The sequence below is a fragment of the Klenkia terrae genome (assembly GCF_037083865.1).
Taxonomy (GTDB): Bacteria; Actinomycetota; Actinomycetes; order Mycobacteriales; family Geodermatophilaceae; genus Klenkia; species Klenkia terrae.
Genome location: NZ_JBAPLV010000005.1, coordinates 38,785 through 63,973, shown reverse-complemented (window position 1 = coordinate 63,973; position 25,189 = coordinate 38,785). Strand labels below are relative to the sequence as shown.

Genomic DNA, 25,189 nt, shown 5'->3' with positions numbered 1-25,189 from the left:
GGTCGGGGTCGGACCCGCCCGCGACCTGCCGCGGGACCTGTGCGGACGGTATCCCGCGCTAGGGTGATCTGCGGCGGGCCGCACGGCTCGCTCTCCGTGTGCGCTGATGACCGCTGGACGACGACCGCCGGGACCCACGAGGGCACCGAGGTCGGTCTCCCGGGTGAGTCTGCCCCACGACGCCCGGTCTGCTGGCCGCGTCGGCGCTGGAACTGATCGCAGCACCCCCGACCGGGGCCCGCGACGGGTCGGCGACACCGACCGCACCGCAGCCCCCCTCCAGACCGAGGCGAGAGCACTGACCACCAGCCAGACCCCCACCACCACCGCCACGACCCCCGAGGTCGACCACGCCGAGACCGGCGCCCCCGCGCCCGAGGAGCTCGAGCAGCACGTCGAGGAGCTCGGCGGCGCGCCGGTCGCCCCCGACAGCCCGCTGTTCAGCGACTTCGACGTCCACCCCGACGTCATCGCCGCGCTGGCCGAGGTCGGCATCACCCGCACCTTCGCCATCCAGGAGCTGACCCTCCCGCTGGCGCTCGCCGGCCACGACCTCATCGGCCAGGCCCGCACCGGCACGGGCAAGACCCTCGGCTTCGGCGTCCCGATGCTGCAGCGCGTCGTCCCGCCGGCCGAGGGCGGCGACGGCGTCCCGCAGGCGCTGGTCGTCGTCCCCACCCGTGAGCTGTGCGTCCAGGTCTCCCGCGACCTGGCCGCCGCGGGCGCGCGGCGCGGCATCCGCGTCCAGGCCATCTACGGCGGCCGGGCCTTCGAGCCGCAGGTCGAGTCGCTCCAGCAGGGCGTCGAGATCGTCGTCGGCACGCCGGGCCGGCTGCTGGACCTGGCCCAGCGGGGCAACCTGATCCTGGGCAAGGTCAAGGTCCTCGTCCTGGACGAGGCCGACGAGATGCTCGACCTGGGCTTCCTGCCCGACATCGAGCGCATCCTGGCGATGGTCCCGGACAAGCGGCAGACGATGCTGTTCTCGGCGACGATGCCCGGCCCGATCGTCACGCTGTCCCGGTCGTTCATGACCCAGCCCACGCACATCCGGGCGCACGGCAACGACGAGGGCTCCACGGTCCCGCAGACCACCCAGTTCATCTACCGGGCGCACAACCTGGACAAGCCCGAGCTGCTGTCCCGCGTGCTGCAGTCCCGCGACCGCGGCCTGGTCATGGTCTTCTGCCGCACCAAGCGCACCGCGCAGAAGGTGGCCGACGACCTCGTCGAGCGCGGGTTCGCCGCCGCCGCCGTGCACGGCGACCTCGGCCAGGGCGCACGCGAGCAGGCCCTGCGCGCCTTCCGCGCCGGCAAGGTCGACGTCCTGGTCGCCACCGACGTCGCCGCCCGCGGCATCGACGTCACCGGCGTCAGCCACGTCGTGAACTACCAGTGCCCCGAGGACGAGAAGACCTACGTGCACCGCATCGGCCGCACCGGTCGCGCGGGCAGCACCGGCGTCGCGGTCACCCTGGTCGACTGGGACGACATCCCGCGCTGGCAGCTGATCAACAAGGCGCTGGACCTGGACTTCGCCGACCCGCCGGAGACCTACTCCACCTCGCCGTGGGTCTACACCGACCTCGACGTGCCGACGACCGCGACCGGCCGGCTGCCCCGCGCCCAGCGCACCCGCGAGGGCCTGGGCGCCGAGACCCTCGAGGACCTCGGGGAGACCGGCAAGCGCCAGCGCACCGGCGACCGCGGGACCGACCGGGGTGGTGACCGCGGTGGTCGCGGCGGCAGCTCCGGCCCCGGCCGCGAGGCACCCGCCGAGGAGACCCCGGCCGCCGGTCCCCGCAAGAGCCGTCCGCGTCGACGGACCCGGGGCAACGGCGAGGCAGCCGCCGGTGCGGCCGCCGCGACCGACGGCCCGGGCCCCGCGCCCGCCGCCGCCGACGGCGCCGAGGCCGGCGCCGCTGCCGGCGACGGCACCCCGCGCCCGCGTCGTCGTCGCCGTCGGGGCGGTGCCGGCCGCAGCGGCGGCGGCGAGCCCGCCGCCTCCTGACGTCGGGCAGGATCACGGCGTGAGCCGCCTCCGCCGTCCCCCTGCACGGGTCTGGGTCTGGACGGCGGCCACCCTGGTGGTGGTCGTCGTCGCGGTCCTGGCCTGGCGGGGGTCCGACGCGGCCGCCACCTCCAGCACCACCGCCGACCCGGCCGTGCCGGTCGGCGGGGCGCTCGCGGCGCAGGTCGCGCAGACCTGGTCCGCCGAGCCCGGCCCCGCCGCACCCCGGCGGGTCGTCGAGTCCGGCCGGGTGCTGCTGACCTCGGACGACGGGGTGGCCATGCTGGACCCGGCCACCGGCGAGGAGGCCTGGCACTACACCCGCGCGAACGCCCGGCTGTGCGACGCCACCGCCGTCGACGGGCTGGTGGTCGTGCTGTTCTCCACCGGCGGCCGGTGCAACGAGCTCACCGCACTGCGCGCCGACACCGGGGACCGCCTCTGGTACCGCTCGGTCGGCTTCCGGGCCGACGCGACGCTGGCCAGCACCGACCGCATCGTGCTGGCCATGAGCCCGACCGGCCTGACCACCGTGGACCCGACCGGAAACAACATCCGCTGGCACACCCCGGCGCCCGAGGGCTGCCGGTTCACCGCCGCCGACGTCGGCAGCACCGGGGTCGCGGCGCTGCAGCAGTGCGCCGACGGCGACGTCCAGGCGATGCTGCTCGACGGCTTCGCCGGCACCCCGCTGTGGACCCGGGACCTCGGCGTGACCAGCGCGCAGCTGGTCGGCGCCGACCGCGTGGTCGACGTCGTCGTCGGCGACGACCTGCAGGTCCTGTCCCCCGCCGACGGCAGCACGGTGCAGACCGTCCCGCTCGGGCCGGACGCCGACGACGCAGCCCCGCTGCAGGCCGGCCTGGCCGACGCCGCCGTGGTGTGGCTGCGCGGCACCGCCTACGTCCTGGACGCCGCGACCGGCGCCGTGCGCTGGTCGGTGCCCGCCCTCGGGCTGCCGTCGACGGGCACCGGCAAGGGCGACCCGACGTCGGTGGTCGTCCCCGAGGACGGCGCCTTCGTCACCCGGGACCTGACCACCGGCACGGAGACCGCCCGCTCCACGACCACCGACGAGGTCCCCGCCGGCGGCCGCACCTCGGTCGTGGGCCCCTCCGTCGTGGTGGCCTCCGCGGACCTCGTCGCTGCTTTCCGCTGACGAACGGGGGACACTCGGTGCCATGCTCCCTGGCGGTTCCGAACACAGCGCTCCGGGTGACCTCCGGCAGCTGACCCCGACGACGGCCCGACCGGTGCGGTTCACCGGCACCAGCGGTCCGCTGGCCGCCCTGGACACCGGACCGGGACGGCGGGGCACCGTCCTGCTCGTCGCCGGCTTCACCGGGTCCAAGGAGGACTTCGCCCCCCTGCTGGACCCCGTCGCCGCCGCGGGCTGGCGAGCCGTGGCCGTCGACCAGCGCGGGCAGTTCGAGTCCCCGGGTCCCGACGACCCGGCCGCCTACACCGTCGACGAGCTCGCCGCCGACCTGCTGGTGCTGGCCACCGAGCTGCACGGTGAGGGCCCGCTGCACCTGCTGGGCCACAGCTTCGGCGGGATCGTCGCGCGGGCCGCGGTGCTGGCCGACCCGGGCACCTTCGCCTCGCTGACCCTGCTGGCCAGCGGCCCGGTCGGGCTGACCGGACCGCGCGCGGACCTGCTGGAGCACCTGGCCCCGCTGCTGGAGGCCGGCGGCGTGGCCCTGGTGCACCGCACCCTGGAGGAGCTGGCGCTCACCGACCCGTCGGCCCCGCCGGTGCCCGCGCCGGTCCGGGAGTTCCTGGCCCGTCGGTTCATTGCCAACAGCGAGGCCGGCCTGACCGGGATGGCCGCGGCGATGACCGGCGAGCCGGACCGGGTGGCCGAGCTGCGGGCCACCGGCGTCCCGGTCCTCGTCGCCCACGGCGCCGACGACGACGCGTGGAGCCCGGCCGCCCAGGAGGACATGGCCCACCGCCTCGGTGCCCGGCACGAGGTGATCGGCGGCTCGGTGCACTCCCCCGCCATCGAGCAGCCGGCCCGCACCGTCGAGCTGCTCACCGGCTTCTGGGCCGGCGTCCCGGCCGGGGTCGACGCATGACCGGCGTCTCGGCACGCGACTTCACCGACGCCGAGGACCGGGACGGGTTCTTCGGCCCCGGGTCGGTCACCTGGCGCATCCACGCCGACCCCAGCTTCTCCGTCGGCGGCATCCGCGCCCTGCTGCTGCAGGCCCTGCACCCGGTGGCCATGGGCGGGGTGCACCGGTTCTCCGAGGGGTTCACCAGCGAGCCCTGGGCCCGGCTCACCCGGACCGCCGAGTACGTCGCGACGCTGACCTTCGGCACCCGCCGGGAGGCGCTGCGCGCGGTCCGTCGGGTGCGGGGCATGCACCGGGGGAAGTCCGACACCGAGCCCACCACCGGGCGCGCCTACTCCGTCGACGACCCGGACCTGCTGCTGTGGGTGCACGCCTGCGAGGTCGACTCGCTGCTGTCGGTGGCCCGCCGTTCCGGCGTCCCGCTCACCGACGCCGATGCCGACGCCTACGTGGCCGAGCAGGCAGTGGCCGCCGAGCTGATCGGCTGCGACCCCGCCGACGTCCCGCGGTCCGAGGCCGCGCTGGCCGCCTACTTCGACCGGGTCCGGCCGGAGCTGGCGATCACCGGTCCGGCCCGGGACGCCGCGCGGTTCGTCGTCGTCCCCCCGATGCCCGGGTGGGTGCAGCTGCTCACCCCGGCCCGGCCGGCCTGGGCCGGGTTGGCGTCGCTGGGGCTGGCCACGCTGCCGCGCTGGGCCCGCTCGATGTACGGGCTCCCCGCGCTGGCCGTCACCGAGCCGGCCACCACGGCGTCGCTGCGGGCCTTCCGGGCGGCCACGCTGGCCATCCCGACCCGGGTGCGGGACAACCCCACCCTCCGCGCGGCCCGCGTCCGGGTCGCCTGAGGGCTCAGTCGGCGAAGGGCGCGCTGCCGGTCCCGGCGGCCAGCAGCCGCTCGTACTGCGCCGGGTCGGTGGTGCAGGCGCCGATCGGGGTGCGCTTGTTCGTGCCGTGGTAGTCGCTGGAGCCGGTGGTCAGCAGGCCCAGGTCGGCGGCCAGGCCGCGCAGGTGCACCCGGTCGGCCTCGACGTGGTCGGGGTGGTCGACCTCCAGCCCGAGCAGGCCGGCGGCGGCCATCGCGGCCATGGCGTCGTCGCCGACGACCCGACCGCGCGCGCGGGCCAGGCCGTGCGCGAAGACCGGCACCCCGCCCGCGGCGCGCACCAGCGCGATGCCGTCGAGGACGTCGGTGTCGGCCTTGGCCACGTAGTACGGGCTGGTGTGGTGCAGCGGGCCGGCGAACGCCTCGTCGATCGACGCCACGACGCCGGCGGCGACGAGGGCGCGGGCCACGTGCGGTCGGCCCACCACTCCCCCGGCGCTGCGCTCGACGATGTCCGCCCACGACACCCGGTAGCCGTCGGCGACCAGCGCGGTGACGATCCGCTCGCCGCGGGTCAACCGCTCGGCGCGCAACCGGGCCCGCTCCTCGGCGAGCTCGGGGGCCAGCGGGTCGAACAGGTAGGCCAGCAGGTGCACGCTGATCGGCGCACCCTCCGCCGGGAACCACCGGCAGGACAGCTCCATCCCGGGCACCACGCTGAGCCCGGTCGGCCGGGCCGCGCGGACGACGTCCCAGCCGTCGGTGGTGTCGTGGTCGGTCAGCGCCACGACGTCCAGGCCGGCGGCGACCGCGGCGGTCAGCAGCTCGGCCGGGGTGTCGGTGCCGTCGGAGACGGCGGAGTGGGTGTGCAGGTCGATGCGCATCGGGTCCAGCCTGCCGCACCGCGGCCCACCCCACCGGGTGGTCAGCGGGAGCGGGTGGACCTGCCGCGCGGGTAGGCGCTGCGGAACCCCGGGATGGGGCCGGTGCTGTGGCGCTCCGGCGCGGCCGGCGCCGGCCGCTGCGGGGTGGGTCGGCGGGTCGGGTCGCCGCCGTCCTCGTCGTCGGAGCCCCGGCCGGCGTCGCTGGGGAACAGCAGCCCGCTGATCTCGTCGTAGATCGTCTTGGCGTCGGGGAGGTAGGTGATCTGCGACAGCGCCTGGTCCTGGCCGGCCGACTCGAACCGGAACCCGCCGTAGCCCAGCAGCTGCCCGACCAGCGTCTCCTGGTAGGTCAGGTCGGTGATGCGCCGCAGCGGCATCACCGCGACCTTGCGCACGATCACCCCGGAGGTCAGCAGCACCCGGCGCTTGGTCACCAGGAAGTGCCGGATCCACCACTCGGCGACGGCCAGACCGAGGTAGCCCAGCGCACCGAGGGCGATCGCCAGGCCCAGCACGACGGTGAACCGGTTGTCCGGGTCCAGCGCCAGCACCCACAGCCCGGCGACGAGCACCGGCACGCCGCGGACGCCCGGGCGGACCAGCGCGGCCCAGTGCCGACGCTGGTTGACCACCGCCTTCTCCCCCGGCAGCAGGTACCGACCGGCGTCCCGCCCGAGGGGCGCGGACGGCGTCCGGGGCCGCGTCACGGTGCGGAGGTCAGAACAGCGAGCCGACGAACGTCGACAGCTGCCCGGCCGCGTCGGCCAGGGCCGTCCCGGTGGTGCGGACGATGTCGGCCGACCGCTCGGGCTGCGAGATCACGTAGAACAGCACGAACGCGATGACCACGAAGCTCAACAGCTTCTTGAGGTTCACCCGACACCTCCTCCTTCTCGACCAGCGACGGGACCCTGCGGACCCGCGCGGCCGGGGAGGACCGCGGTCACATGGGTAACACAGGACGCACCCGTCACGACCGCGCCACGCCGCAGGGGGATCAGGCCCCGGGCAGGAAGTGCTCCCCCGGGGGGCCCAGCGGCAGGTCCGGGGGCACCCGGTCGCGCAGGTCGACGAGCACCAGGTCCTCGGCCAGCAGCCAGGCCGCCGTCGCCGGCCAGGTCACCAGCCACAGCCAGACCCCGAAGGCCTCCCCCACCAGGGCCGACCGGTCGTCGGCGGTCGGCACCGACCACAGGGCGGCCCGCTGGCCGGCCGCGGTCACCGCCGCGGTCGACGGCCCGCCCACCAGCTCCCCCGGGTCCAGCCACGGCAGGCCCGCGTAGCCGGCGCCCAGCCCGGTGCCCGGCTCCTCGGCCACGAGCACCAGCTCGGCCGGGCCGCCCAGCGGCGCCGGCCCGGCGCAGTCCACGACGATCCCCCGGGCACCGGGCTCGCCGCCCCACGCCACCCCGGTGACCGCCCACCCGCCCGGCATCGGGTCGGGCACCCAGGCCGGGACCCGCGCGTCGGCGCACACCGCGGACAGCGTGTCGTGCCCCAGGACGGCGGTGTGGTGCAGCGGGGTGACCGCACCGTGCAGGTGGCACCAGGCCTCGTCGGACCCCGGACGCGCCACGAGGTCCTCACCGCAGCGGGGGCACACCGGTCCGACGTTCATCGCGCCCACCGTCGCGGGCGGGGGCCCCGCTGTCAACGACCACCGCACCGGGGCGGACCACCGCGCACACTGCTCGCGTGGAGCTGGTGGCGTGCGTGGGCGCGGTCCTGCACGACGCGGCCGGGCGGTTGCTGGTCGTGCAGCGCGCCCACGACCCCGACCGGGGCGCGTGGTCGGTGCCCGGCGGCCGGGTCGAGCCCGGCGAGGACGACGCGACCGCCGTGGTCCGGGAGGTGCTGGAGGAGACCGGGCTGCACGTGGTGGCCGGCGCCGTCGCCGGGCGGGTGCTGGTCCCGGCCACCGCGCCGGTGTACGAGGTGGTCGACCTGGTGTGCACCCCGGTCGACCCCGGCGCCGTCCCCGTGGCGGGGGACGACGCCGCGGCCGCCGCGTTCGTGGACCTGGCGACCCTGCAGCAGCTGCCGTGCACGCCGGGCCTGCTGACCGCGCTGGCGGGCTGGGGCCTGCTGCCGCGCTGCTGACCTACCGGCGGACGGGCTCGGGACGGCCGGGCTGCTCGCCGCCGCGGGCGTCGCCGTAGGAGCGCTTGGGCACCATCACCTTGCGCCGGAAGATGCACACGACCGTGCCGTCCTGCTTGTAGCCGATGGTCTCCACGTGGACGACGCCCCGGTCGTCCTTGGACCGCGACTCCGTCTTGTCCAGCACCGTGGTCTCGCCGTAGATCGTGTCGCCGTGGAAGGTCGGGGCGACGTGCTTGAGCGACTCGACCTCGAGGTTGGCGATGGCCTTGCCGCTGACGTCGGCGACGCTCATCCCGAGCAGCAGCGAGTAGACGTAGTTGCCGACCACCACGTTCTTGCCGAAGTCGGTCGTCTCGCCGGCGTAGTGCGCATCCAGGTGCAGCGGGTGGTGGTTCATGGTGATGAGGCAGAACAGGTGGTCGTCGTACTCGGTGACCGTCTTCCCGGGCCAGTGCTTGTAGACCGCCCCGACCTCGAACTCCTCGTAGTACCGGCCGAACTGCACGGATGGGCTCCTGTCGTCGTTGACCTGGACATCCCCTGGCAGGTGAGGGCCTCGGGGCGTCGGCGATCCTACGATGGGGCGGTGCCCCTCCAGACCGTGACCGATGTGCAGGCCGAACCGGAGGTCGTGCCCCTGACCGCCACCGGGCGGCGGGCCCGGCTGGCCGCCGTCGCGGTCGTGCTGGCCCTCCTGCTGGCCGGCAGCGTGTGGGGCGACGACTCGGAGTTCCCCTTCGGCCCCTTCCGCATGTACTCCACCCGCGCCGACCCCGACACCCCGGTGGTCTCCACCCGGGTGGTCGGGGTGACCGCGGCGGAGGAGGAGGTGCGGCTGTCCGGCGGCGAGGTCGGGCTGCGCCGCGCCGAGTTCGAGGGTCAGCTCCCCCGGCTGGTGGACGACCCGTCGCTGCTCGGGCTGCTCGCCGACTCCTACGAGTCCCGGCACCCCGGCGGACCGGAGCTGGTGCGGGTCGAGGTGGTGCAGCGGCACATCGAGCTCGCCGACGGCGAACCGACCGGCGCCTACCGGGACGACGTCCTGGTGTCCTACGAGCTGGACGCCTCGTGAGCGGCACCCGGGCACTGCCCGCGCGCCCGGAGACCGCACCCGCGGTGCCGTTGACCCCGCGCTGGTGGTTCCGGCCCGTCCCGCTGGCCCGCATCGCGGTGTTCCGGACGATCGCCTACCTGTTCGTCCCGGTCGACGTCTTCCTCACCACCGCCTGGGTGCGCGCGCACGCCGACGTCCCGACCGAGTACTACCAACCGCTGCTGATCGGGCGGATCCTGCACCTGCCCACCCCCACGCACACCGTCGTGCTCGTGGTGCAGTGGGCCCTCGTGGTCGCCGCGGTCGCCGCGGCGACCGGGCGGGCCCCGCGGCTGCTGGGCTGGACCGTCTTCGCGCTGTACGCGGAGTGGATGGTCATCGCGATGAGCTACGGCAAGGTCGACCACGACCGGATCGCCTACCTCGTCGCCCTGGCCGTGCTGCCCACCATCGGGGTGGCCCGGTGGCGCGACCGGCGCTCCTCGCAGGCCGCCGGGTTCGGGGCCGCGGCGATCCTGGTGACGGTCATGCTGACCTACTTCCTGGCCGCCTGGGCCAAGATGCGGTTCGGCGGCTGGGACTGGGCGACCGGCTCCACGCTGACCCGGGCGGTCGTGCGCCGGGGCACCGACCTGTCGACGTGGACCCTCGACGTGGCCTGGCTGCTGCCGGCCGCCCAGTGGCTGATGCTGGCCTTCGAGTTCCTGTCGCCGCTGCTGCTGCTGGTCCGCAGCGACCGCGCCCGGATCGGCCTGGTCGTCTTCCTGCTGGGCTTCCACGTGATGGTCTACGCCGGGGTCGGCATCATCTTCCTGCCGCACTGCATCGCGATCCTGTCGGTCCTGCCGTGGGAACGGCTGCGCCGGGACCGCTCGGCCACCGGGCAGCCGGTCGCCGCACCCGTCGGGGACGGCGACCGACCGGCCTGACCGGCTCAGACCAGCGCGCCGATCCGGGCCGCCATCTCGGCCTCGTGCTGCTGGTAGGCGGCCGCCACGTCGGTGAGCAGCCGGCCCATCCCGGACAGCGCCTCGCTCACCCCCGTGCTGCTGGCCCGCCACTGCTCGTACAGGCCGCGGAACTGGACGGCGGCCGAGCTGTCGGTCCAGCCGTCGGTGACCCCGGTGTCGATGCCCGCGGACAGGCTGCCCAGCCGGGACGTCTGCTCGGCGGCCTCCCCCTGGCACTGGGCGGCCATGGCCTGCAGGGTGGCGATGTCGACCTTCACGGTTCCTCCTGTGTTCCGGGCACCTCCCGGTCGAGCGGGGACGGTAGGGCCGGGGTGGGTCACCGCGTCCGCCGTCGTCCACAGGCCGGGTGGTCGTCCACAGATCGCCGCCGTGGCGTCCGGGGCGCCGCCGGGCGGGGCACCCTGCCCGGGTGCTCGACAGCCCCCCGCCCCGGTCCGGCCCGGTCCCCCGCCGGTGGACGCTGCACATCGCCGGCGGTGAGGTCGACGTCGAGGTGTCCGCACCCGAGGACGCCGTCCTGGCGCAGGTGCACCCGGCGCTGGCCGCGGCCGGCCTGCCCGCCGAGGGGCTCTGGGCGGGGTCCCGGTCGCTGACGCCGGACACCCCGCTGACCGACCCTGCGCTGCGCCACGGGGCCCGGTTGGGGGTCGACCGCCCCGGGCCCCGCGGACCGGGCCCCGGCGGCGCCCTCGAGCTGCACGTGTGCGGCGGACCCGGGGCCGGCCGCACCCACCCGCTGACCCGCGGCGTCCTGGTGGTCGGGCGGGGCCGGGGACCCGGGCACCCGCCGGCGGCCCGTCTGGCCGTCCCCGACGGCCAGGTGTCCCGGGCGCACGTCGAGGTGACCGTCACCGGGTCCGGCGTCGTCGTGCGCGACCTGGGGTCGGCCAACGGCAGCCGGCTCGACCGCACCGCCGCCGGCGGGGGCGGTTGCGAGATCGGGCCCGACCCGGTCGGCTGGCCGCTGGGGGCGGTGCTGCGGATCGGGGCCACCGCGCTGCGCCTGGTCGCACCGCACGCCGCCCCGGTCGGCGCCGGGCCCGGACCCGGGGGCCGGCAGCGGGTCCGGTCGGCCGACGGCCCGGGGCACCCCGCGGTCGCGCCGGTGGTGGTCGACGTCCCCGGTGCACCGCCGGCACCGGCGCACCGGTCCCCGGCCTGGCCGGCGATCGTCCTGCCGGCGGCGGGCGGGGCCGCGATGGCCTGGGTGCTGTCGGCCCCGCAGTTCCTCCTGCTCGCCCTGCTCGGTCCGCTCGTGGCGCTGGGCACCTGGGGCTCGGACCGCTGGTCGGGACGGCGCGGCCACCGGCGACGGACCGTCGACCACGCCGTCGCCGTCGCCGAGGTCGACGCCCGCACCGACCGGGCCGTCGCCGACGAGCTCGCCCGGCGGGACCTGCGGGCACCGGACCCCGCGGCGCTGGTCGCGGCGGCCACCCGGCGATCGGTGCCCCTGTGGACCCGTGGTCGTGCCGACCCCGACCTGCTGGTCGTGCGGCTGGGCACCGGGCCCGGCGTGACCGCCGTGGTCCGACGCACCGCCGAGGCGCCCGACGCGCCGGAGCCCGCCGACCGGGTCCCGGTGACGGTGGACCTGCGCGCGGTCGGGCTCGACCTGCGCGGCCCCCGCCCCGCCGTGCTGGGCGTGCTGCGGTCGTTGGTCAGCCAGGTCGCTGTGCTGCACCCGCCCGATGCGGTGGCGATCACCGTGCTCGCCGCGCCCGGGCGCCTGCCGGACTGGCGCTGGACGCGGTGGCTGCCGCACGTGGCCGTCGGCACCGCTGCACCCGGCGACGCCGTCCCGGTCGGCCCCGTGCACCTCCTCGTCGTCGACGGGGCACCCGCCGACGACGCGCGGACCGGGCCGCTGCCGCGCGCGGGGGTCGTGCTGGCCGGGGCCGGCGGCCCGGCCCGGGACGACCGGACGGCGGTGGTCGAGGTCGCCGGTGACACCGACGGCCGTGCCCGGCTGCGCCGCCCCGGGAAGCCCGACCAGCCGCTGGACCTGGACCTCGTCGACCCCGGAGTCGCCGACCGGCTCGCCCGGGACCTCGCGCCGCTGGCGGTCCCCCGGGCCGCGGGCGGCCTGCCCGCGCAGGTCCGCTGGCGGGACCTGGTGCGGGACACCCCGCCGCGGTGGTCGCGCAGCCGGACCCACCTCACCTGCCTGCTGGGCACCGGCGCGGCCGGGCCGGTCGCCCTGGACCTGTGCGCCGCGGGTCCGCACGCGGTGGTGGCCGGGACGACCGGTGCCGGCAAGTCCGAGCTGCTGCGGACGCTCGTCCTCGGTCTCGCGTCGGCGCACCCGCCGGACCTGTGCAGCTTCCTGCTCGTGGACTACAAGGGCGGCGCGGCGTTCGCCGAGGCCACGGACCTGCCGCACACGGTCGGCGTGCTGACCGACCTGGACGGTGCGTCGACCGCCCGGGCACTGCGCTCCCTCGGGGCCGAGCTGACCCGCCGGGAGCGGCTGCTGGCCGACCACGGCGCCCGCGACCTCGCCGAGCTCGGTCCGCAGGTGCTGGCGCCGCGGCTGGTGATCGTGGTGGACGAGTTCGCCACCCTCGGCGACGAGCTGCCCGGTTTCGTGCCGGGGTTGGTCGCCATCGCGCAGCGCGGCCGCTCGCTCGGCGTGCACCTGGTGCTGGCCACCCAGCGCCCCGCCGGCAGCGTCGGGCCCGAGATCCGGGCCAACTGCTCGGTCCGCCTGTGCCTGCGGACCACCGACGAGGCCGGGTCCCGGGACGTGCTGGGGGTGCCCGACGCCGCCTGGCTCCCCGTCGACCGGCCCGGCCGTGCACTGCTCCGGGTGGGCGGCGACCACCCGGTCGCCCTGCAGGTCGCCCGGGTGGGCGGGTCCGGGCCACCGGACGGCGCGCCGGCGGTCACGGTCCGCCCGTGGCGGTGGCCGGTCGAGCCGGTGCACGAGCCGGCCACCGACCCGGCGGAGCGGACCGACCTCGTCGAGCAGGTGGCCCGGCTGCGCACCCGCGCGGCGACCGAGGGGCTGCCCGCCCCGCCCCGGCCCTGGCTGCCCGCCCTGCCCGACCGGGTCCCGCCCGGCGCACCGGGGGCCGACCCGTCGCGCCCGCCCGGTGTGCTCGTGTGGGGCCTGGTCGACCGGCCCGAGGTGCAGGCGCAGGAGCCGCTGCTGGTGGACCTCGCGGCCGGGGGGTGCTGGCTGGTGGTCGGTGGGCCCGGCAGCGGGCGCAGCACCGCGCTGGCGACGCTGCTGGCCGCCGCGGAGGACCGGCTGGACCCCGACGCGCTGCACGTGCACGCGGTCGACCACGCCGGCGGCGCCCTGGCCGGTGCGGTCCGGGGCGGGCGGCACACCGGCACGCACCTCGAGCGGGGGGACGACCACCGGCTGCAGCGGCTGGTCACCCGGCTGCAGCAAGAGGTCGACCGGCGCCGCGCCGCCCCGGGCACCGCGCCCGCCCTGCTGCTGCTCGTCGACGGCGTCGACTCGGTCTGGACGGCGCTGGAGGAGCTGGCACCGGGCTCCGGGAGTGCGGCGCTGCTCCGTCTGCTGCGCGAGGGGGCCGCGGTGGGGCTGACCGCGGTGCTCACCGCCGACCGGGTGCTGCCCGGCAGTCGGCTGGCCGGTGCGGCGACGCACCGGCTGGTGCTCCCGCTGGTCGACCTTGCCGACTACGCGGTCGCCGGGGTGCCGGCCCGGGCCGTCCCCGGCCATCGGCCGCCGGGCCGGGCGCTGCTCGGCGACGATGCGCAGGAGGTCCAGCTGGCCCTGCCCGGTGAGCTCCACCGGCCCGCGGTCCCGGGACCGGCCCGCGTGCTGCCGGGCCGGATCGAGGTGGTCGAGCTCGCCCCGGACCCGCCGGCACCGGCGGTCGGTGCGCTGCCCACGGGGGTCGTCGTCCTGGGCCCGGGCGGGGACGACGGCGCCCCGGTGCTGCTCGACCTGGTGCGCAGCGGCGGGCTGCTGGTCGCCGGTCCCCCGGGCAGCGGGCGCAGCTGCACGCTGCGCGCGCTGGCCGCCCGGCTGGTCGCCGCCGGCACGCCGGTGGCGCTGGTGACCGGTCCCCGCGGTCCGGCCGGGAGCCCGGTGCCGGCCGGGGCCCTCGTGGTCGACCCGGGTGGGGTGCGGGCGCTGCAGGACTGGGTGGCCGCCGTGACCGGCGAGCTCGCCGTCGTGCTGGCCGACGACCTGGGGCGGCTGCCCGACCCGATGCTGGACGCCCTGGCCGGCCTGGCCGCACCGGGCGGGCCGACGGTGCTGGTCGCGGCCGCGGCGCCGGCCGACCTCACCGGCTTCCGCGGTCCGGCACCTGCCCTGCGCCGGACCAGGACGGCGCTGCTGCTGCGACCGGACCGCGGGGACGCCGAGCTGCTGTCCCTGCGGCTGCCGCGGGCCGCCCTGCCGTCGCGGCCGGGCTCGGGCTGGCTGGTCACCGCCGGCGCGCCGACCCGGGTGCAGGTCTCCCGCCGGTGAGGTGCTGGAACGGCCCCGTCGCAGGGACCCGGTGCGCGCGGAGCGTGTGCCGGGGGGCGACGGGGTCCTTCGTCAGAGCAGGTCGAGCGCCGGGCCGATCTCCTGCGTGGCGTACCAGGCGAGCTCGTGGCCCTCAGCCTGGTCGACCACGAACTGGGCGTCCTCGCTGCCCAGGTCGGCCTCCAGCACGACCGACACCGCCTTGGCCACGTCGGCCTCGGCCTCGGCGACGTCGATGTGCGCGCTGGCCACGTCGGTCATGGCCAGGTCGGTCGTGGCCCGCGCGGCCCCGCGGTCGGTGTCCGGGTCGCCGAGCGGCGTGACCGCCCCGTCGGGGAGGTCCGCGGCCAGCACGACCCGGCGGCGGGCCGCGGTCGGGTCGACGTCGACCAGGCGCAGGCTCGCCCGGGCCGCGGCCAGCAGCGCGGCGTACTCCAGCTCCTCCTCGTCGGAGTCGCTGAGCTCGTAGAACTCCCGGAGCTCGGGGGTCACCGCGAACACCGTCAGCGGGCCGGTCAGCCGGCCGTCGTCCAGGAGGCGGCGCAGGACGGTGGTCGTCGCCGGCAGGTACACGCGCATCCCACCAGTGTCGCCCACCCGGCGCGCCGGCCGGGCGGCGGTCACCCCTCCCGGGTGGTCTCGACCAGGTCGGCGACCTCCTGCTCGATGAGGTCGGCGAGCACGTCGACGTCGCTGACGGAGTCCCGGTCGGCGTTGAGGCCGAAGTAGACCGTGCCGTCGTAGCTGGTCAACCCGATCGCCAGCCCCTGCCCCCGGGCCAGCGGCACCACCGGGAAGACCTCGAGCATCCGGGCGCCGGCGGCGTACAGCGGGACCTGCGGACCGGGCACGTTGGTGACCACCAGGTTGAACAACCGGCGGGACAGCCCGCTGGCCGCGCGCGCACCCAGCGCGTGCAGGGTCGGCGGTGCGAACCCCGACAGCGCGACGAGCGCGTCGGCCCCGACCGACTGCCCGCCCTGGGCGGCGCCGCGCATCGCGTAGCCGATCCGCGCCACGCGGACCCGGGGGTTGGGCTCACCGACCGGCAGGTCCAGCAGCAGCGAGGACACCACGGTGCCCTCGGCGTCCTCGTCGGCGTCGTCGGGGCGCACGGACACCGGGACCAGGGCCCGGATGGAGGTCGACCCGACGACCGGCTCTCCGCGGGACAGCAGCCACTCCCGCAGCGCCCCGGTGACGGTGGCCAGCAGGACGTCGTTGACCGTGCCGCCCAGCGCCCGGCGCACGGCCTTGAGCTCGTCCAGGTCGGCGCGGGCCACGGCCACCCGCCGCTGCCGGCCGATCGACCCGTTCAGCGGGCTGGTCGGGGCGGGGCGGACCGTCGTCCGGGCCAGCGCGCTCAGCACCGACCCGGCGGTCCCGACCAGGCGGCCGGCGGTCGCCCGCAGGTCACCGGTCGCCGTGCGCACGGTGTCCAGGACGGCGGTCGGCCGCTGCACCGCCTCCTCGACGGCCTCCCACACCAGGGCGACCGGGCCCGGGGGGCGCCGCGGCCGCCACTCGTCCGGCGGTGCCGGGCGGTCGGCGGGGACCGGGGCGTCGTCCAGGATGACCTGGCCGATGTCGATCGCGGTCAGCCCGTCGACGAGGGCCGGGTGGGTCTTGGTGACCACCGCGATCCGGTCGCCGGCCAGGCCCTCGACCAGGTACATCTCCCACAGCGGCCGGGAGTGGTCCAGCGGCCGCGCGGTCAGCCGGGCCACCAGGTCCAGCAGCTGCTCCTCCGTGCCCGGGCGGGGCAGCGCGGAGCGGCGCACGTGGTAGGTCACGTCGAAGTCGGGGTCGTCGATCCAGGCCGGGTTGGCCAGGTGGCCAGGCACCTCGACCACCTTCTGCCGGAACCGCGGCACCAGGACCAGCCGGGAGCTCACCAGGTCGACGAGGTCCTCGTGGTCCAGGCCGCCCCGCGGGGACTCCAGCACCAGGAACCCGGCCACGTGCATCGGGGTGTCGGCGTCCTCGAGGTACAGGAACGACGCATCCAGCGAGGTCAGCCGGTCGACCACGGTGCTCCCTCCGTCGGGGGGCCCAACCTACGCACACCGGTCACCGGCGGCGACGGCTGCGTCCGGGCACCGGCACGCCGGTCAGCTCGGCGGCCAGGTCGCGCAGGCCGGTGCGCAGCGCCGAGCGCTCCGCGACCTCGCCCAGCGTCCGGCCGGCGGCCAGTGCCGCGTCGGTGGCCCGGCGGTCGGCGGGCAGGAACCCGACCACCGGCGCACCGGTGAACCGGGTCAGCGCGTCGCCGATCTCCCGCCGGGGGTCCCCGGGCACCGGGCCGCGGCGGACCTGGTTCACCACCACGCCGGGCCGCACCGCGGGCAGCACGTCGCGCTGCTGGCCCAGCGCGCGGATGGTCCGCTGCAGGGCCACCGGGTCCGCCCCGCTGACGCACAGCACCGTGTCGGCCTGCTCGAGCACCGTCGTGGTCACCCCGTTGCGCCGCGGCGCGGCGGTGTCGAAGGACAGCTCCTCGTCCTCCTCCACGCAGAAGGCGCAGTCCACAACGGTCAGCGCGGACAGCCGGCGGGCCTGGTCGAGCACGGTGCCGACGGCCTGCGGGCGCAGCTCGGGCCAGCGGTCGGCGCGGGCCAGCCCGGTCAGCACCCGCAGCTGCGGGGTCACCGCCCAGGCCAGCCGGGCCAGCCGGGCGACGTCCAGGGTCCCGGCGGTCGCCTGCCGCGCGGCGGCGGAGATGCCGGGCGACTCGTCGAGCAGGCCCAGCGCCTGGGCGACCACGCCGCCGTAGACGTCGGCGTCGACCAGCAGCGTCGAGACGCCCAGACGGGCCGCCTCGTCGGCCAGCCCGACGGCCACCGTGGTGCGGCCGGGCGCGCCGGTCGGCCCCCACACGGCCACCACCCGGCCCCGGCCGGCCGGGCGCCCCGCAGGGTCGTCGGGCACGCCCAGGGCGGGCAGCGCGGCCCGGGTGTCGGCGATGTCGTGACCGACCTGCCCGGCACCGGCGGACGGGCCGGCGACCGCCTCGCGCAGGGCGGCGGCGATCCGGGCCGCGTCGGTGTCGGCCGGGAGCACCCGGGCCACGCCGAGCTGGCGCAGCCGGTCGGCGGACGCGTCGTCCCCCGGTTCGACCAGGCCCACGACGGCGACGCCGGCGGCCAGCAGCCGGGAGACCGTGTCCCCGTCGAGCCGGCGCAGCTCGGCCGACAGCAGCACGGCCTGACCGGTGCCGGTGCTGGCCGCCGCCAGCAGGTCGGCGACGTCCACGCACCGGCGGACGACGGTCACCCCGTGGTCGGCGCGGTCCAGCGCGCCGACCAGCTCGGACTCCCAGGCCGCGCCGGTGACGGCGGTGAAGACCTGCAGCGCCATCAGCCGGTCGGCCCCGCCGAGGTCGACGGCGCCGTGGCCGGCACGGTGGTCGGCACCGTGGCCGACGAGCCGGCGCCGTCCGCGCTGTCCCGGACGACGACCACCAGCGCCCGGCCGCCCACCGCACCGAGCACGTCGGGCACCTGGTCGGCGGCCAGGCCCACCACGACCTGGATGGTCGTGGTGCTGGTCGACAGCACGCCCTCGCCGCGGCCGGAGACCGCCTGCACCGTCGCCCCGCCGAGGACCAGGGACACCTCACCGGACACGTCGGTGGCCCCGGCGGCGGGGTCGGCGACGGCGTAGACGTCGACCACCTGGCCCCGGGCCAGCGCGGGCGGGGCGTACCCGGCCTGCACCGGCAGGGCCAGCTGCACCTGCTCCGACGCGGGGTCCAGCGCCGACCGCGGCACGAGCTCGCCGGCCAGCACGGCACGGCCCAGCACCTGCCCCGCCGGGTCGGTCGACGTCGAGAGGTAGCCGCCGGCGACGTCGTCCAGCCGTACGGGGACGGCGACCAGGTCGTCGGCCTGCAGCACGGTGCCCGCGGCCAGGTCGCCGGCGGCGGACCAGACCGGGACGGTCGCGTCGGCCGCGGTGACCACCCGGGCGCCGATGAGCACCGAGCCCAGCACCAGCAGGACGCCGAGCACCAGGCGGAGGTCCAGCCAACGGGGCGGGCGGACCCGGCGCGGCACCGGGCCGGCCGGGACGGCGGTGCGGTCGTCCGCGACCGCCGTCGGCGTGCTCCCGCTCATCGAGCTCCGTTCGTCGTGCTCGCACCCGTTCGGGCACGACCAGGTGCCGATGATGACCTACAGGAGCGGATACGTGCACTGGTTGTGGACGTGGGGCCTGTGGATCCACCCGACCGGGTCACCCGGCAGGTGCCAGACTGTCGTCCATCTCTGGAGGGAGACGACCGCACCCGATGGCCACGCCCCGCTTCCTGACCCTCGACGACGTCGCCGAGACGCTCAACGTCTCGTGGTCCCAGGCCTACGCGCTCGTCCGCCGCAAGGAGCTCATCGCCATCCAGATCGGCGGCCGCGGGCAGTGGCGGGTCGAGCGCGACGAGCTCGAGCGCTTCATCCAGCAGAAGTACGCCGAGGCGCGGGGCACGACCCCGCCGCCGGTCGACGCGGTGGCCGCCCCGGAGGGCACGACCGCCGCCGACTGAACGACCCCGGACCGACCACCGTCAGTCCGACCCGGGCACCACCGACACCACCACGGCCAGGGCCTCCAGCACCACGAGCTGCACCGACCGGACCGCTCCCCGGCGCCGGGGCTGGTCCAGGTGGTGCTCGGCCAGCTCCAGGAAGTCCGCGCCCACCCGGTCGACCGTCCCGGTCAGCACCGTGCCGTCGTCGAGCAGGCACCGCACAGGCGCCCGGTCCCGGGCCAGTCCGCGGACGGCCCGCCGCAGATCCCACGACCGGGCGACCGGTCCCTCCTCCCGGCCGGGTGCGGTCGCGCCCCCCGGCCCGGTCACGACCCGCACGGCACCGGTCGACACCAGCAGGTCGCGGCCCTGGTCGTCGGTCAGCAGCAGCCAGTCGACGCCGACGTCGCGCAGCCGGCCCTCGACCGCACCGGCGCCGCGGCAGACCACCCGGACCGGGTGGCCGACGGCGGCGCGCACCCGGTCGACCCAGCGGACCGCACCGGTCTCGGCCCGGGCCCGGGACCCGGCGACCGCGTTCTCCTCGGCCGCCTCCTCGGCCTCGAAGGCGGCGTCGAGCTCGGCGAACAGCTGCTCCCAGCGCATGCCGCGACACAGTAGCCGTCCACAGATCCGTGCGTTTGGTTGCGTTTGCTGCGTTCGGTCGTGTTCGATGCGCTTCATGGACGAGGTGGCGCGATGACGATGCGGCGGTGGGCGACCACGACGGTGGTGATGGCCGTCGTCGGCGTCCTCCTGTGGGCCGCGGCCCCCGACCCGGGCACGGTGGCCGCGGCGACCACCGACCCCCAGCGGCTGGTCGACACCCAGGGACCCGACGCCCTGGTCACCCTGCTGGCCTGGGCGCTCGCCGCCGCGTGCTGGTGCTGGGGGTCGCTCGGGCTGCTGCTCACCGCAGCCAGCGCCGCCCCCGGACTCGGCGGACGACTGGCCGGTGCGCTGCTGACCGTCGTGCTGCCCGCCGGGTTGCGCCGCGCGGCCGCCCTGGCCGTCGGCGTCTCGTTGGTCGCCGCCCCGGGCGTCGCCCTCGGCTCCCCCGGCCCGACCCCCAGCACCACCGCCGTCTCGAGCACCGTGTCGAGCACCCTCTCGAGCACCGTGGGGAGCACCGCCTCGAGCACGGGCCCGGCGACGGCCGCCTGGTCCGACGTCGGTCCTGCTGCGGCGCCGCCGGTCCCCGACTGGCCGGCCCCGGTGACCGCCGACGAGCACGTCGTGGTGCGCGGGGACTGCCTCTGGGACATCGCCGCGGCGTGGCTCGCGACCCGCGGACCGGCCACCGACGACCAGGTCCAGGACGCGGTGCAGGCGTGGTGGCAGACCAACGCCGACGTCGTCGGTCCCGACCCCGACCTGCTGCTCCCCGGGCAGGTCCTGCGCGCCCCGCCCCTCCCCTGACACCGGCCACCACCCTCAGCGCACCCCAGGAGTCCCGACCATGAGCACGCCGCTGCCTACCCCGTCCCGCCAGGAGCAGGTCCGCCTGTGGCTGGTCCCCACCCCGGGGCCGGCCCTGGACCCCGAGCCGGTCGTCCGGCTGGTCCGGCCGGGGGTGCCCGCGCCCCGCCCCGTCCAGCGCCCGGGGCCGCGACCGGGGCCGCCGGGTGCCGGCCCGGTGCGTCGCCGGGCGCTGCCCGACCCCGCGCCGGTCGCGCACCGCCTGGTGACGATGACCCTGGAGGCGTTCAGCGGGCGGCGCCCGTTCGCCCAGCTGCAGGCGGCCTACACGCTGCCGGTGTTCACCGCGGTCAGCCGTGGGCGTCGCCCGGCCTGGTGCGTCGAGGGCACCGGGCCGCTGCTCGTGGGTGCGGTGCGCGTCGCCGAACCCGTCGAGGGCGTCGCCGAGGTGTGCGCGGTGGCCCGGCGCAACGGCCGGGCGCACGCCGTGGCCGCCCGCCTGGAGGCGCTCGACGGCCGCTGGCGGTGCACCGCCCTGCAGATCGGCTGACGGGCCCCCTCGCGCCTGCGAGGGGGCCGCTCCCTCAGGCCCCGGTGACCCCGTGGCACTGCTTGTACTTCTTGCCCGAGCCGCACGGGCACGGGGCGTTGCGGGCCGGCGCCTTGGTGCCGGTGACCGTTGCCGACTTGGCCGCCGCGCCCTTGCCGCCGCCGGAGCGCCGGGTCTCGGCCTCGCCGTCCAGGCCGGGGGCCGAGTAGCTCAGCTCGTCCGTGGACTGCGGGCGGTCCAGCCCCTTCACCGCCAGCTCGGGGCCGGTGCCGGTCGAGGTCGACGACGCCGGGGCCGCCGGGGCCGCCGGGGCCGCAGCGGCGGTGGACGACCTGCGCGCGGAGGCCGCCGGGGCGGCCGCGCTCGCCGGGGCCGCGGGCGGTGCGTCCTCGACCGGGGCGGGCTTCATGAGCTCGGCGGCGCGGGCGGCCGCGGCGCGGGCCAGCACCTTGTCGTTGCCCGACTGCGCCCGGGCCAGCGCCTCGGCCTCGGCGGTGTCCTGCTTGGCCTTGGCCTCGGCCTCCTGCTGCTCCTTCGTCTTGACCTCCAGGTTGAACAGGAAGCCGACCGACTCCTCCTTGATGCCGTCGAGCATCGCGTTGAACATGTCGTAGCCCTCGCGCTGGTACTCCACGACCGGGTCGCGGTTGGCCATCGCGCGCAGGTGGATGCCGGCCCGCAGGTAGTCCATCTCGTAGAGGTGCTCGCGCCACTTGCGGTCCAGCACGCTCAGCAGCACCCGGCGCTCGAGCTCCCGGGTGACGTCGCTGCCCAGGGTCTCCTCGCGCACCTCGTACTGCGCCTGGACATCGGCGAGCAGCTCGCGCTTGAGCACGTCGGCGGTGAGCGCGGACTGGTCACCCTCGGCGTGGTCGTCGAGCAGCTCCTGCTGGGTGAGGCCGACCGGGTAGAGCGCCTTGAGCCCGGTCCACAGCTGGTCCAGGTCCCAGTCCTCGGCGTACCCGGCCTCGGTGGCGCCGTCGACGTAGGCGCCCACGACGTCGTCCAGCATCGACTCGACCTGCTCGTGCAGGTCCTCGCCGTCCAGGACCTTGCGGCGCTCGTCGTAGATGACGGTGCGCTGGCGGTTGAGGACCTCGTCGTACTTGAGGACGTCCTTGCGCGTTTCGAAGTTCTGCTGCTCGACCTGGGTCTGCGCCGACCGGATCGCCCGGCTGACCATCTTGGACTCGATCGGCTGGTCCTCGGGGACCCGCAGCGTGGTCATCATCGACTCGAGCATGGGTCCGTTGAACCGGCGCATCAGGTCATCGCCCAGCGACAGGTAGAACCGGGACTCCCCCGGGTCGCCCTGGCGGCCTGCGCGACCGCGCAGCTGGTTGTCGATGCGGCGGCTCTCGTGCCGCTCGGTGCCCAGGACGTAGAGACCGCCGGCGTCGACGACCTCCTCGTGCTCCTTGGCGACCTGGGCCTTGGCGTCGGCCAGCTCGTCGTCCCAGGCGGCCTCGTACTCCTCCGGGGTGTCGGTGGGGTTGAGACCCCGGGCGCGCAGCGCGTCGTCGGCGATGACCTCGGGGTTGCCGCCGAGCTGGATGTCGGTGCCGCGGCCGGCCATGTTGGTGGCCACGGTGACCGCCGAGAGCCGCCCCGCCTGGGCCACGATCGCGGCCTCCCGGGCGTGGTTCTTGGCGTTGAGCACCTCGTGCGGGATGCCGCGCTGGAGCAGCACCTTGGAGACCATCTCGGACTTCTCGACGCTGGCCGTGCCGACCAGCACCGGCTGCCCGGCCTCGACCCGCTCGGCGATGTCGTCGACGACGGCCTCGAACTTGGCCTTCTCCGTCTTGTAGATGACGTCGGAGCGGTCCTCGCGGACCATCGGCCGGTTGGTCGGGATCGGCACGACGCCGACCTTGTAGGTCTGGTTGAGCTCGGCCGCCTCGGTCTGGGCGGTGCCGGTCATCCCCGACAGCTTCTCGTAGAGCCGGAAGTAGTTCTGCAGCGTGATGGTGGCGAGGGTCTGGTTCTCGTCCTTGATCGCCACCTTCTCCTTGGCCTCGATGGCCTGGTGCATGCCCTCGTTGTAGCGGCGCCCGGCGAGCACGCGGCCGGTGAACTCGTCGACGATGAGCACCTCGCCGTTGGTGACGATGTACTCGTGGTCCTTGTGGAAGAGCTCCTTGGCCTTCAACGCGTTGTTGAGGTAGCCGATGAGCGGGGTGTTGACCGCCTCGTAGAGGTTGTCGATGCCGAGCTGGTCCTCGACGAACTCGACGCCCTCCTCGGTGATCGCGACGGTCCGCTTGGACTCCTCGACCTCGTAGTGCCGGTCGCGCTTGAGCAGCGGGGCGATCCGGGCGAACTCGCCGTACCACTTGGCCGACTGCTCGGCCGGACCGCTGATGATCAGCGGGGTGCGGGCCTCGTCGATGAGGATGGAGTCGACCTCGTCGACGATGGCGAAGTGGTGGCCGCGCTGCACCAGGTCGGCCTGCGACCAGGCCATGTTGTCGCGCAGGTAGTCGAAGCCGAACTCGTTGTTCGTGCCGTGGGTGATGTCGTGGGCGTACTGCTCGCGGCGCTGGGCCGGCTTCTCCCCGGACAGGATGGTGCCCACCGACAGCCCCAGGAAGCGGTGCACCCGGCCCATCCACTCGGCGTCGCGCTTGGCCAGGTAGTCGTTGGTGGTGACCACGTGCACGCCGTCGCCGGTCAGCGCGTTGAGGTAGGCCGGCAGGACGCCGGTCAGGGTCTTGCCCTCACCGGTGCGCATCTCGGCGATGTTGCCCAGGTGCAGCGCGGCCCCGCCCATCAGCTGCACGCGGTAGTGCCGCTGGCCCAGCGTGCGCCCGGCGCCCTCGCGGACGACGGCGAACGCCTCCGGGAGCATGGAGTCCAGCGACTCGCCGTCGGCGTAGCGGGTCTTGAACTCGTCGGTCTTGGCCCGCAGCTCGGCGTCGGTCAGGTCGACGACGTCGGGTTCGAGGGACTCGACCGCGTCGGCGATCTTGGACAGCCGCCGGACGAGCTTGCCTTCGCCCGCGCGCAGGATCTTGGAGAACACCACGCGACCAATGTAGTGCGGTCCCGCCACCGTGCCCCGGCCCCCGACCTGGACCGGCGCGGCCTGTGCGCCGCCTCAGCGCAGGACGAGCGCCCCGGCCCTCGGGTCCAGCACGACCTCCTTGGCACCGGTGCGCATGCCCGCGAGCACCGCGTCGACGACGGCATGCCGGTCGAGGCCGGCCGGCAGCTTCGGCGGTGACCCGGCCAGCGCCCGGTCGACCAGCCCGGTCTCCACGTGCGGCGGCTTGACGTCGAGCACCGCCAACCGGCGGGGGCGCAGCTCCCGGCGCAGCACCGAGGCCCAGGACGACAGCGCCGCCTTGGACGCCGAGTACTCGGCCATGTGCAGGGTGGGCGCGTCGGCGACCACCGCGGACAGCAGGACGACGGCGCCGCCGTCGGCCAGCAGCGGGAGGGCCGAGCGCACCAGGCTCATCGGACCGAGGGTGTTCACCGCGAACACCTCCTCCACGACGGCGTCGTCGGCGTCCGCGGCCGGGCCGAACGCGACCACCCCGCTGGCCACCACCACGGCGTCCAGGCCCCCGAGGGCCTGCGCGGCCTCCCGGGCAGCTGCCCGGCCGGACTCGACGTCGACGACGTCCAGCCCCTGCGCCGGGACCCCGCCCAGGTCGGCGGCCAGCGCGGCCAGCCGGTCGGGATCGCGCCCGGCCACCGCCACCCGGGCCCCGGCGTCGACCAGCCCCCGGGCCAGCGCACCGCCCAGCACCCCGGTCGCCCCGACCACCCACACCCGCGCACCCTGGAGTTCCACCCGGTGATCGTCCCCCGCCACCGGCACTTGCGCAGGTCAGAGCAGCGACCTCCGGGCGCCCGTACGCTGCGCCGGTGACCCGAGACGAGTTGTCCGAGGACCTGCGCGCGTTCTTCACCGAGCGGCACCTGGCGACGCTGACGACGCTGCGCGCCGACGGCAGCCCCCACGTGGTCCCGGTCGGCGTCACGTTCGACGTCGATGCCCGCACGGCCCGGGTGATCACCTCGGGCACGTCGGTGAAGGCCGGGCACGTGCGCGCCGGGGCCGGCACCGCCCGGGTGGCGGTCTGCCAGGTCGACGGCCGGCGCTGGACGACGCTGGAGGGCACCGCGACCCTGCGCGACGACCCGGACTCCGTCGCCGACGCCGTGCAGCGCTACGCCGCCCGCTACCGCCAGCCGCGGGTCAACCCGGCCCGGGTCGTGCTGGAGATCGCGGTGGACCGCGTCCTCGGCAACGTGTAGACGCACCGACGGCCCGCCCCGCGGGAGCAGGACGGGCCGTCCGGGCGGT

At 76.3% G+C, this 25,189-nt stretch carries 25 protein-coding genes; 12 read left to right on the top strand and 13 right to left on the bottom strand.

The window, feature by feature from the left end; genetic code table 11:
• Nucleotides 1-163: 163 nt before the first annotated feature.
• The 4 genes from UXQ13_RS06775 (at nt 164) to UXQ13_RS06760 (ending at nt 4,934) form a co-directional block, all read left to right on the top strand.
• A complete protein-coding gene (locus UXQ13_RS06775) occupies nt 164-2,011 on the top strand; it encodes a DEAD/DEAH box helicase (RefSeq protein WP_336392022.1) in 1,848 nt (615 codons plus the stop codon).
• Between the two features lie 19 nt (nt 2,012-2,030).
• Nucleotides 2,031-3,170 (top strand): outer membrane protein assembly factor BamB family protein, encoded by a 1,140-nt coding sequence (locus UXQ13_RS06770; RefSeq protein ID WP_336392021.1) that lies wholly within the window; start codon nt 2,031-2,033, stop codon nt 3,168-3,170.
• Between the two features lie 94 nt (nt 3,171-3,264).
• Nucleotides 3,265-4,089 (top strand): alpha/beta fold hydrolase, encoded by an 825-nt coding sequence (locus UXQ13_RS06765; protein ID WP_336392020.1) that lies wholly within the window; start codon nt 3,265-3,267, stop codon nt 4,087-4,089.
• A complete protein-coding gene (locus UXQ13_RS06760) occupies nt 4,086-4,934 on the top strand; it encodes an oxygenase MpaB family protein (protein WP_336392019.1) in 849 nt (282 codons plus the stop codon). The genes UXQ13_RS06765 and UXQ13_RS06760 overlap by 4 nt, the downstream gene beginning before the upstream one ends.
• Nucleotides 4,935-4,938: 4 nt before the next feature.
• Here the strand turns inward: UXQ13_RS06760 and UXQ13_RS06755 are convergent, their stop codons facing one another.
• The 4 genes from UXQ13_RS06755 to UXQ13_RS06740 all read right to left on the bottom strand — a co-directional run bounded on the left by UXQ13_RS06755 (nt 4,939) and on the right by UXQ13_RS06740 (nt 7,414).
• Nucleotides 4,939-5,796 (bottom strand): PHP domain-containing protein, encoded by an 858-nt coding sequence (locus UXQ13_RS06755; protein ID WP_336392018.1) that lies wholly within the window; start codon nt 5,794-5,796, stop codon nt 4,939-4,941.
• A 41-nt stretch (nt 5,797-5,837) separates the two neighbouring features.
• The gene (locus UXQ13_RS06750) at nt 5,838-6,503 is read right to left on the bottom strand and encodes a PH domain-containing protein (RefSeq protein ID WP_336392017.1); all 666 of its coding nucleotides are present in this window, start codon (nt 6,501-6,503) and stop codon (nt 5,838-5,840) included.
• Nucleotides 6,504-6,513: 10 nt separating this feature from the next.
• Nucleotides 6,514-6,672 (bottom strand): hypothetical protein, encoded by a 159-nt coding sequence (locus UXQ13_RS06745; protein ID WP_225234710.1) that lies wholly within the window; start codon nt 6,670-6,672, stop codon nt 6,514-6,516.
• Nucleotides 6,673-6,793: 121 nt separating this feature from the next.
• Nucleotides 6,794-7,414 carry a DUF6758 family protein gene (locus tag UXQ13_RS06740; RefSeq protein ID WP_336392016.1) on the bottom strand — a complete coding sequence of 207 codons (621 nt, stop codon included), beginning with the start codon at nt 7,412-7,414 and terminating at the stop codon, nt 6,794-6,796.
• Nucleotides 7,415-7,491: 77 nt separating this feature from the next.
• Here UXQ13_RS06740 and UXQ13_RS06735 point away from each other — a divergent pair, with 77 nt between their 5' ends.
• Nucleotides 7,492-7,896, top strand: coding sequence for an NUDIX hydrolase (locus UXQ13_RS06735; RefSeq protein ID WP_336392015.1), 405 nt, complete (start codon nt 7,492-7,494; stop codon nt 7,894-7,896).
• 1 nt (nt 7,897) lies between these two features.
• Here UXQ13_RS06735 and UXQ13_RS06730 read toward each other — a convergent pair whose 3' ends face one another.
• Nucleotides 7,898-8,446: a MaoC family dehydratase gene (locus UXQ13_RS06730; protein WP_336392101.1), complete on the bottom strand. Its 549-nt coding sequence runs from the start codon at nt 8,444-8,446 to the stop codon at nt 7,898-7,900.
• A 39-nt stretch (nt 8,447-8,485) separates the two neighbouring features.
• On the opposite strand from UXQ13_RS06730, the gene UXQ13_RS06725 reads away from it, so the two are divergent.
• Both UXQ13_RS06725 and UXQ13_RS06720 read left to right on the top strand, forming a co-directional pair.
• Nucleotides 8,486-8,971 (top strand): hypothetical protein, encoded by a 486-nt coding sequence (locus UXQ13_RS06725; protein WP_336392014.1) that lies wholly within the window; start codon nt 8,486-8,488, stop codon nt 8,969-8,971.
• Entirely contained in the window at nt 8,968-9,882 is a 915-nt protein-coding gene (locus tag UXQ13_RS06720; protein WP_336392013.1) for an MFS transporter permease, read from the top strand. The genes UXQ13_RS06725 and UXQ13_RS06720 overlap by 4 nt, the downstream gene beginning before the upstream one ends.
• Nucleotides 9,883-9,887: 5 nt before the next feature.
• On the opposite strand, the gene UXQ13_RS06715 is transcribed toward UXQ13_RS06720, so the two are convergent.
• A complete protein-coding gene (locus UXQ13_RS06715; protein ID WP_336392012.1) occupies nt 9,888-10,181 on the bottom strand; it encodes a WXG100 family type VII secretion target in 294 nt (97 codons plus the stop codon).
• 152 nt (nt 10,182-10,333) lie between these two features.
• On the opposite strand from UXQ13_RS06715, the gene UXQ13_RS06710 reads away from it, so the two are divergent.
• Nucleotides 10,334-14,380, top strand: a complete 4,047-nt coding sequence (locus UXQ13_RS06710; protein WP_336392011.1) for an FtsK/SpoIIIE domain-containing protein — start codon at nt 10,334-10,336, stop codon at nt 14,378-14,380.
• A 72-nt stretch (nt 14,381-14,452) separates the two neighbouring features.
• On the opposite strand, the gene UXQ13_RS06705 is transcribed toward UXQ13_RS06710, so the two are convergent.
• Genes UXQ13_RS06705 through UXQ13_RS06690 form a run of 4 tightly spaced genes read right to left on the bottom strand, consistent with a single transcriptional unit; the run spans nt 14,453 to nt 18,495 of the window.
• Complete coding sequence (locus UXQ13_RS06705; RefSeq protein WP_225234702.1) at nt 14,453-14,959, bottom strand: DUF6912 family protein; 507 nt, start codon at nt 14,957-14,959, stop codon at nt 14,453-14,455.
• 41 nt (nt 14,960-15,000) lie between these two features.
• Nucleotides 15,001-16,410 (bottom strand): WS/DGAT/MGAT family O-acyltransferase, encoded by a 1,410-nt coding sequence (locus UXQ13_RS06700; RefSeq protein ID WP_336392010.1) that lies wholly within the window; start codon nt 16,408-16,410, stop codon nt 15,001-15,003.
• Between the two features lie 40 nt (nt 16,411-16,450).
• Nucleotides 16,451-17,737 (bottom strand): CpaE/TadZ family protein, encoded by a 1,287-nt coding sequence (locus UXQ13_RS06695; RefSeq protein WP_336392009.1) that lies wholly within the window; start codon nt 17,735-17,737, stop codon nt 16,451-16,453.
• The gene (locus tag UXQ13_RS06690) at nt 17,737-18,495 is read right to left on the bottom strand and encodes an SAF domain-containing protein (protein ID WP_336392008.1); all 759 of its coding nucleotides are present in this window, start codon (nt 18,493-18,495) and stop codon (nt 17,737-17,739) included. Before UXQ13_RS06690 ends, UXQ13_RS06695 begins: the two co-directional genes overlap by 1 nt.
• Nucleotides 18,496-18,668: 173 nt before the next feature.
• On the opposite strand from UXQ13_RS06690, the gene UXQ13_RS06685 reads away from it, so the two are divergent.
• Nucleotides 18,669-18,917 (top strand): helix-turn-helix domain-containing protein, encoded by a 249-nt coding sequence (locus tag UXQ13_RS06685; RefSeq protein WP_225234698.1) that lies wholly within the window; start codon nt 18,669-18,671, stop codon nt 18,915-18,917.
• Nucleotides 18,918-18,938: 21 nt separating this feature from the next.
• On the opposite strand, the gene UXQ13_RS06680 is transcribed toward UXQ13_RS06685, so the two are convergent.
• Entirely contained in the window at nt 18,939-19,508 is a 570-nt protein-coding gene (locus UXQ13_RS06680) for a hypothetical protein (protein WP_336392007.1), read from the bottom strand.
• A 93-nt stretch (nt 19,509-19,601) separates the two neighbouring features.
• Between UXQ13_RS06680 and UXQ13_RS06675 the strand changes: the two genes are divergently transcribed.
• Nucleotides 19,602-20,321 carry a LysM peptidoglycan-binding domain-containing protein gene (locus UXQ13_RS06675; protein ID WP_336392006.1) on the top strand — a complete coding sequence of 240 codons (720 nt, stop codon included), beginning with the start codon at nt 19,602-19,604 and terminating at the stop codon, nt 20,319-20,321.
• Nucleotides 20,322-20,361: 40 nt separating this feature from the next.
• A complete protein-coding gene (locus tag UXQ13_RS06670) occupies nt 20,362-20,871 on the top strand; it encodes an Rv3235 family protein (RefSeq protein WP_336392005.1) in 510 nt (169 codons plus the stop codon).
• Nucleotides 20,872-20,905: 34 nt separating this feature from the next.
• Here UXQ13_RS06670 and secA read toward each other — a convergent pair whose 3' ends face one another.
• Together secA and UXQ13_RS06660 are read right to left on the bottom strand one after the other, a co-directional pair.
• Nucleotides 20,906-23,899, bottom strand: coding sequence for a preprotein translocase subunit SecA (gene secA / locus UXQ13_RS06665; protein ID WP_336392004.1), 2,994 nt, complete (start codon nt 23,897-23,899; stop codon nt 20,906-20,908).
• A gap of 72 nt (nt 23,900-23,971) precedes the next feature.
• A complete protein-coding gene (locus tag UXQ13_RS06660; protein WP_336392003.1) occupies nt 23,972-24,673 on the bottom strand; it encodes an SDR family NAD(P)-dependent oxidoreductase in 702 nt (233 codons plus the stop codon).
• Between the two features lie 74 nt (nt 24,674-24,747).
• Here UXQ13_RS06660 and UXQ13_RS06655 point away from each other — a divergent pair, with 74 nt between their 5' ends.
• Complete coding sequence (locus UXQ13_RS06655) at nt 24,748-25,140, top strand: pyridoxamine 5'-phosphate oxidase family protein (RefSeq protein WP_336392002.1); 393 nt, start codon at nt 24,748-24,750, stop codon at nt 25,138-25,140.
• The last annotated feature ends 49 nt before the right edge of the window (nt 25,141-25,189 follow it).

Bases quoted from the DNA above. Each gene is read 5' to 3' on its own strand.
- UXQ13_RS06680 (WP_336392007.1), bottom strand. From the start codon at position 19,508: ATGCGCTGGGAGCAGCTGTTCGCCGAGCTCGACGCCGCCTTCGAGGCC.
- UXQ13_RS06740 (WP_336392016.1), bottom strand. From the start codon at position 7,414: ATGAACGTCGGACCGGTGTGCCCCCGCTGCGGTGAGGACCTCGTGGCG.
- UXQ13_RS06675 (WP_336392006.1), top strand. From the start codon at position 19,602: ATGACGATGCGGCGGTGGGCGACCACGACGGTGGTGATGGCCGTCGTC.
- UXQ13_RS06685 (WP_225234698.1), top strand. From the start codon at position 18,669: ATGGCCACGCCCCGCTTCCTGACCCTCGACGACGTCGCCGAGACGCTC.
- UXQ13_RS06755 (WP_336392018.1), bottom strand. From the start codon at position 5,796: ATGCGCATCGACCTGCACACCCACTCCGCCGTCTCCGACGGCACCGAC.
- UXQ13_RS06690 (WP_336392008.1), bottom strand. From the start codon at position 18,495: ATGAGCGGGAGCACGCCGACGGCGGTCGCGGACGACCGCACCGCCGTC.
- UXQ13_RS06705 (WP_225234702.1), bottom strand. From the start codon at position 14,959: ATGCGCGTGTACCTGCCGGCGACGACCACCGTCCTGCGCCGCCTCCTG.
- UXQ13_RS06695 (WP_336392009.1), bottom strand. From the start codon at position 17,737: ATGGCGCTGCAGGTCTTCACCGCCGTCACCGGCGCGGCCTGGGAGTCC.
- UXQ13_RS06760 (WP_336392019.1), top strand. From the start codon at position 4,086: ATGACCGGCGTCTCGGCACGCGACTTCACCGACGCCGAGGACCGGGAC.
- UXQ13_RS06670 (WP_336392005.1), top strand. From the start codon at position 20,362: ATGAGCACGCCGCTGCCTACCCCGTCCCGCCAGGAGCAGGTCCGCCTG.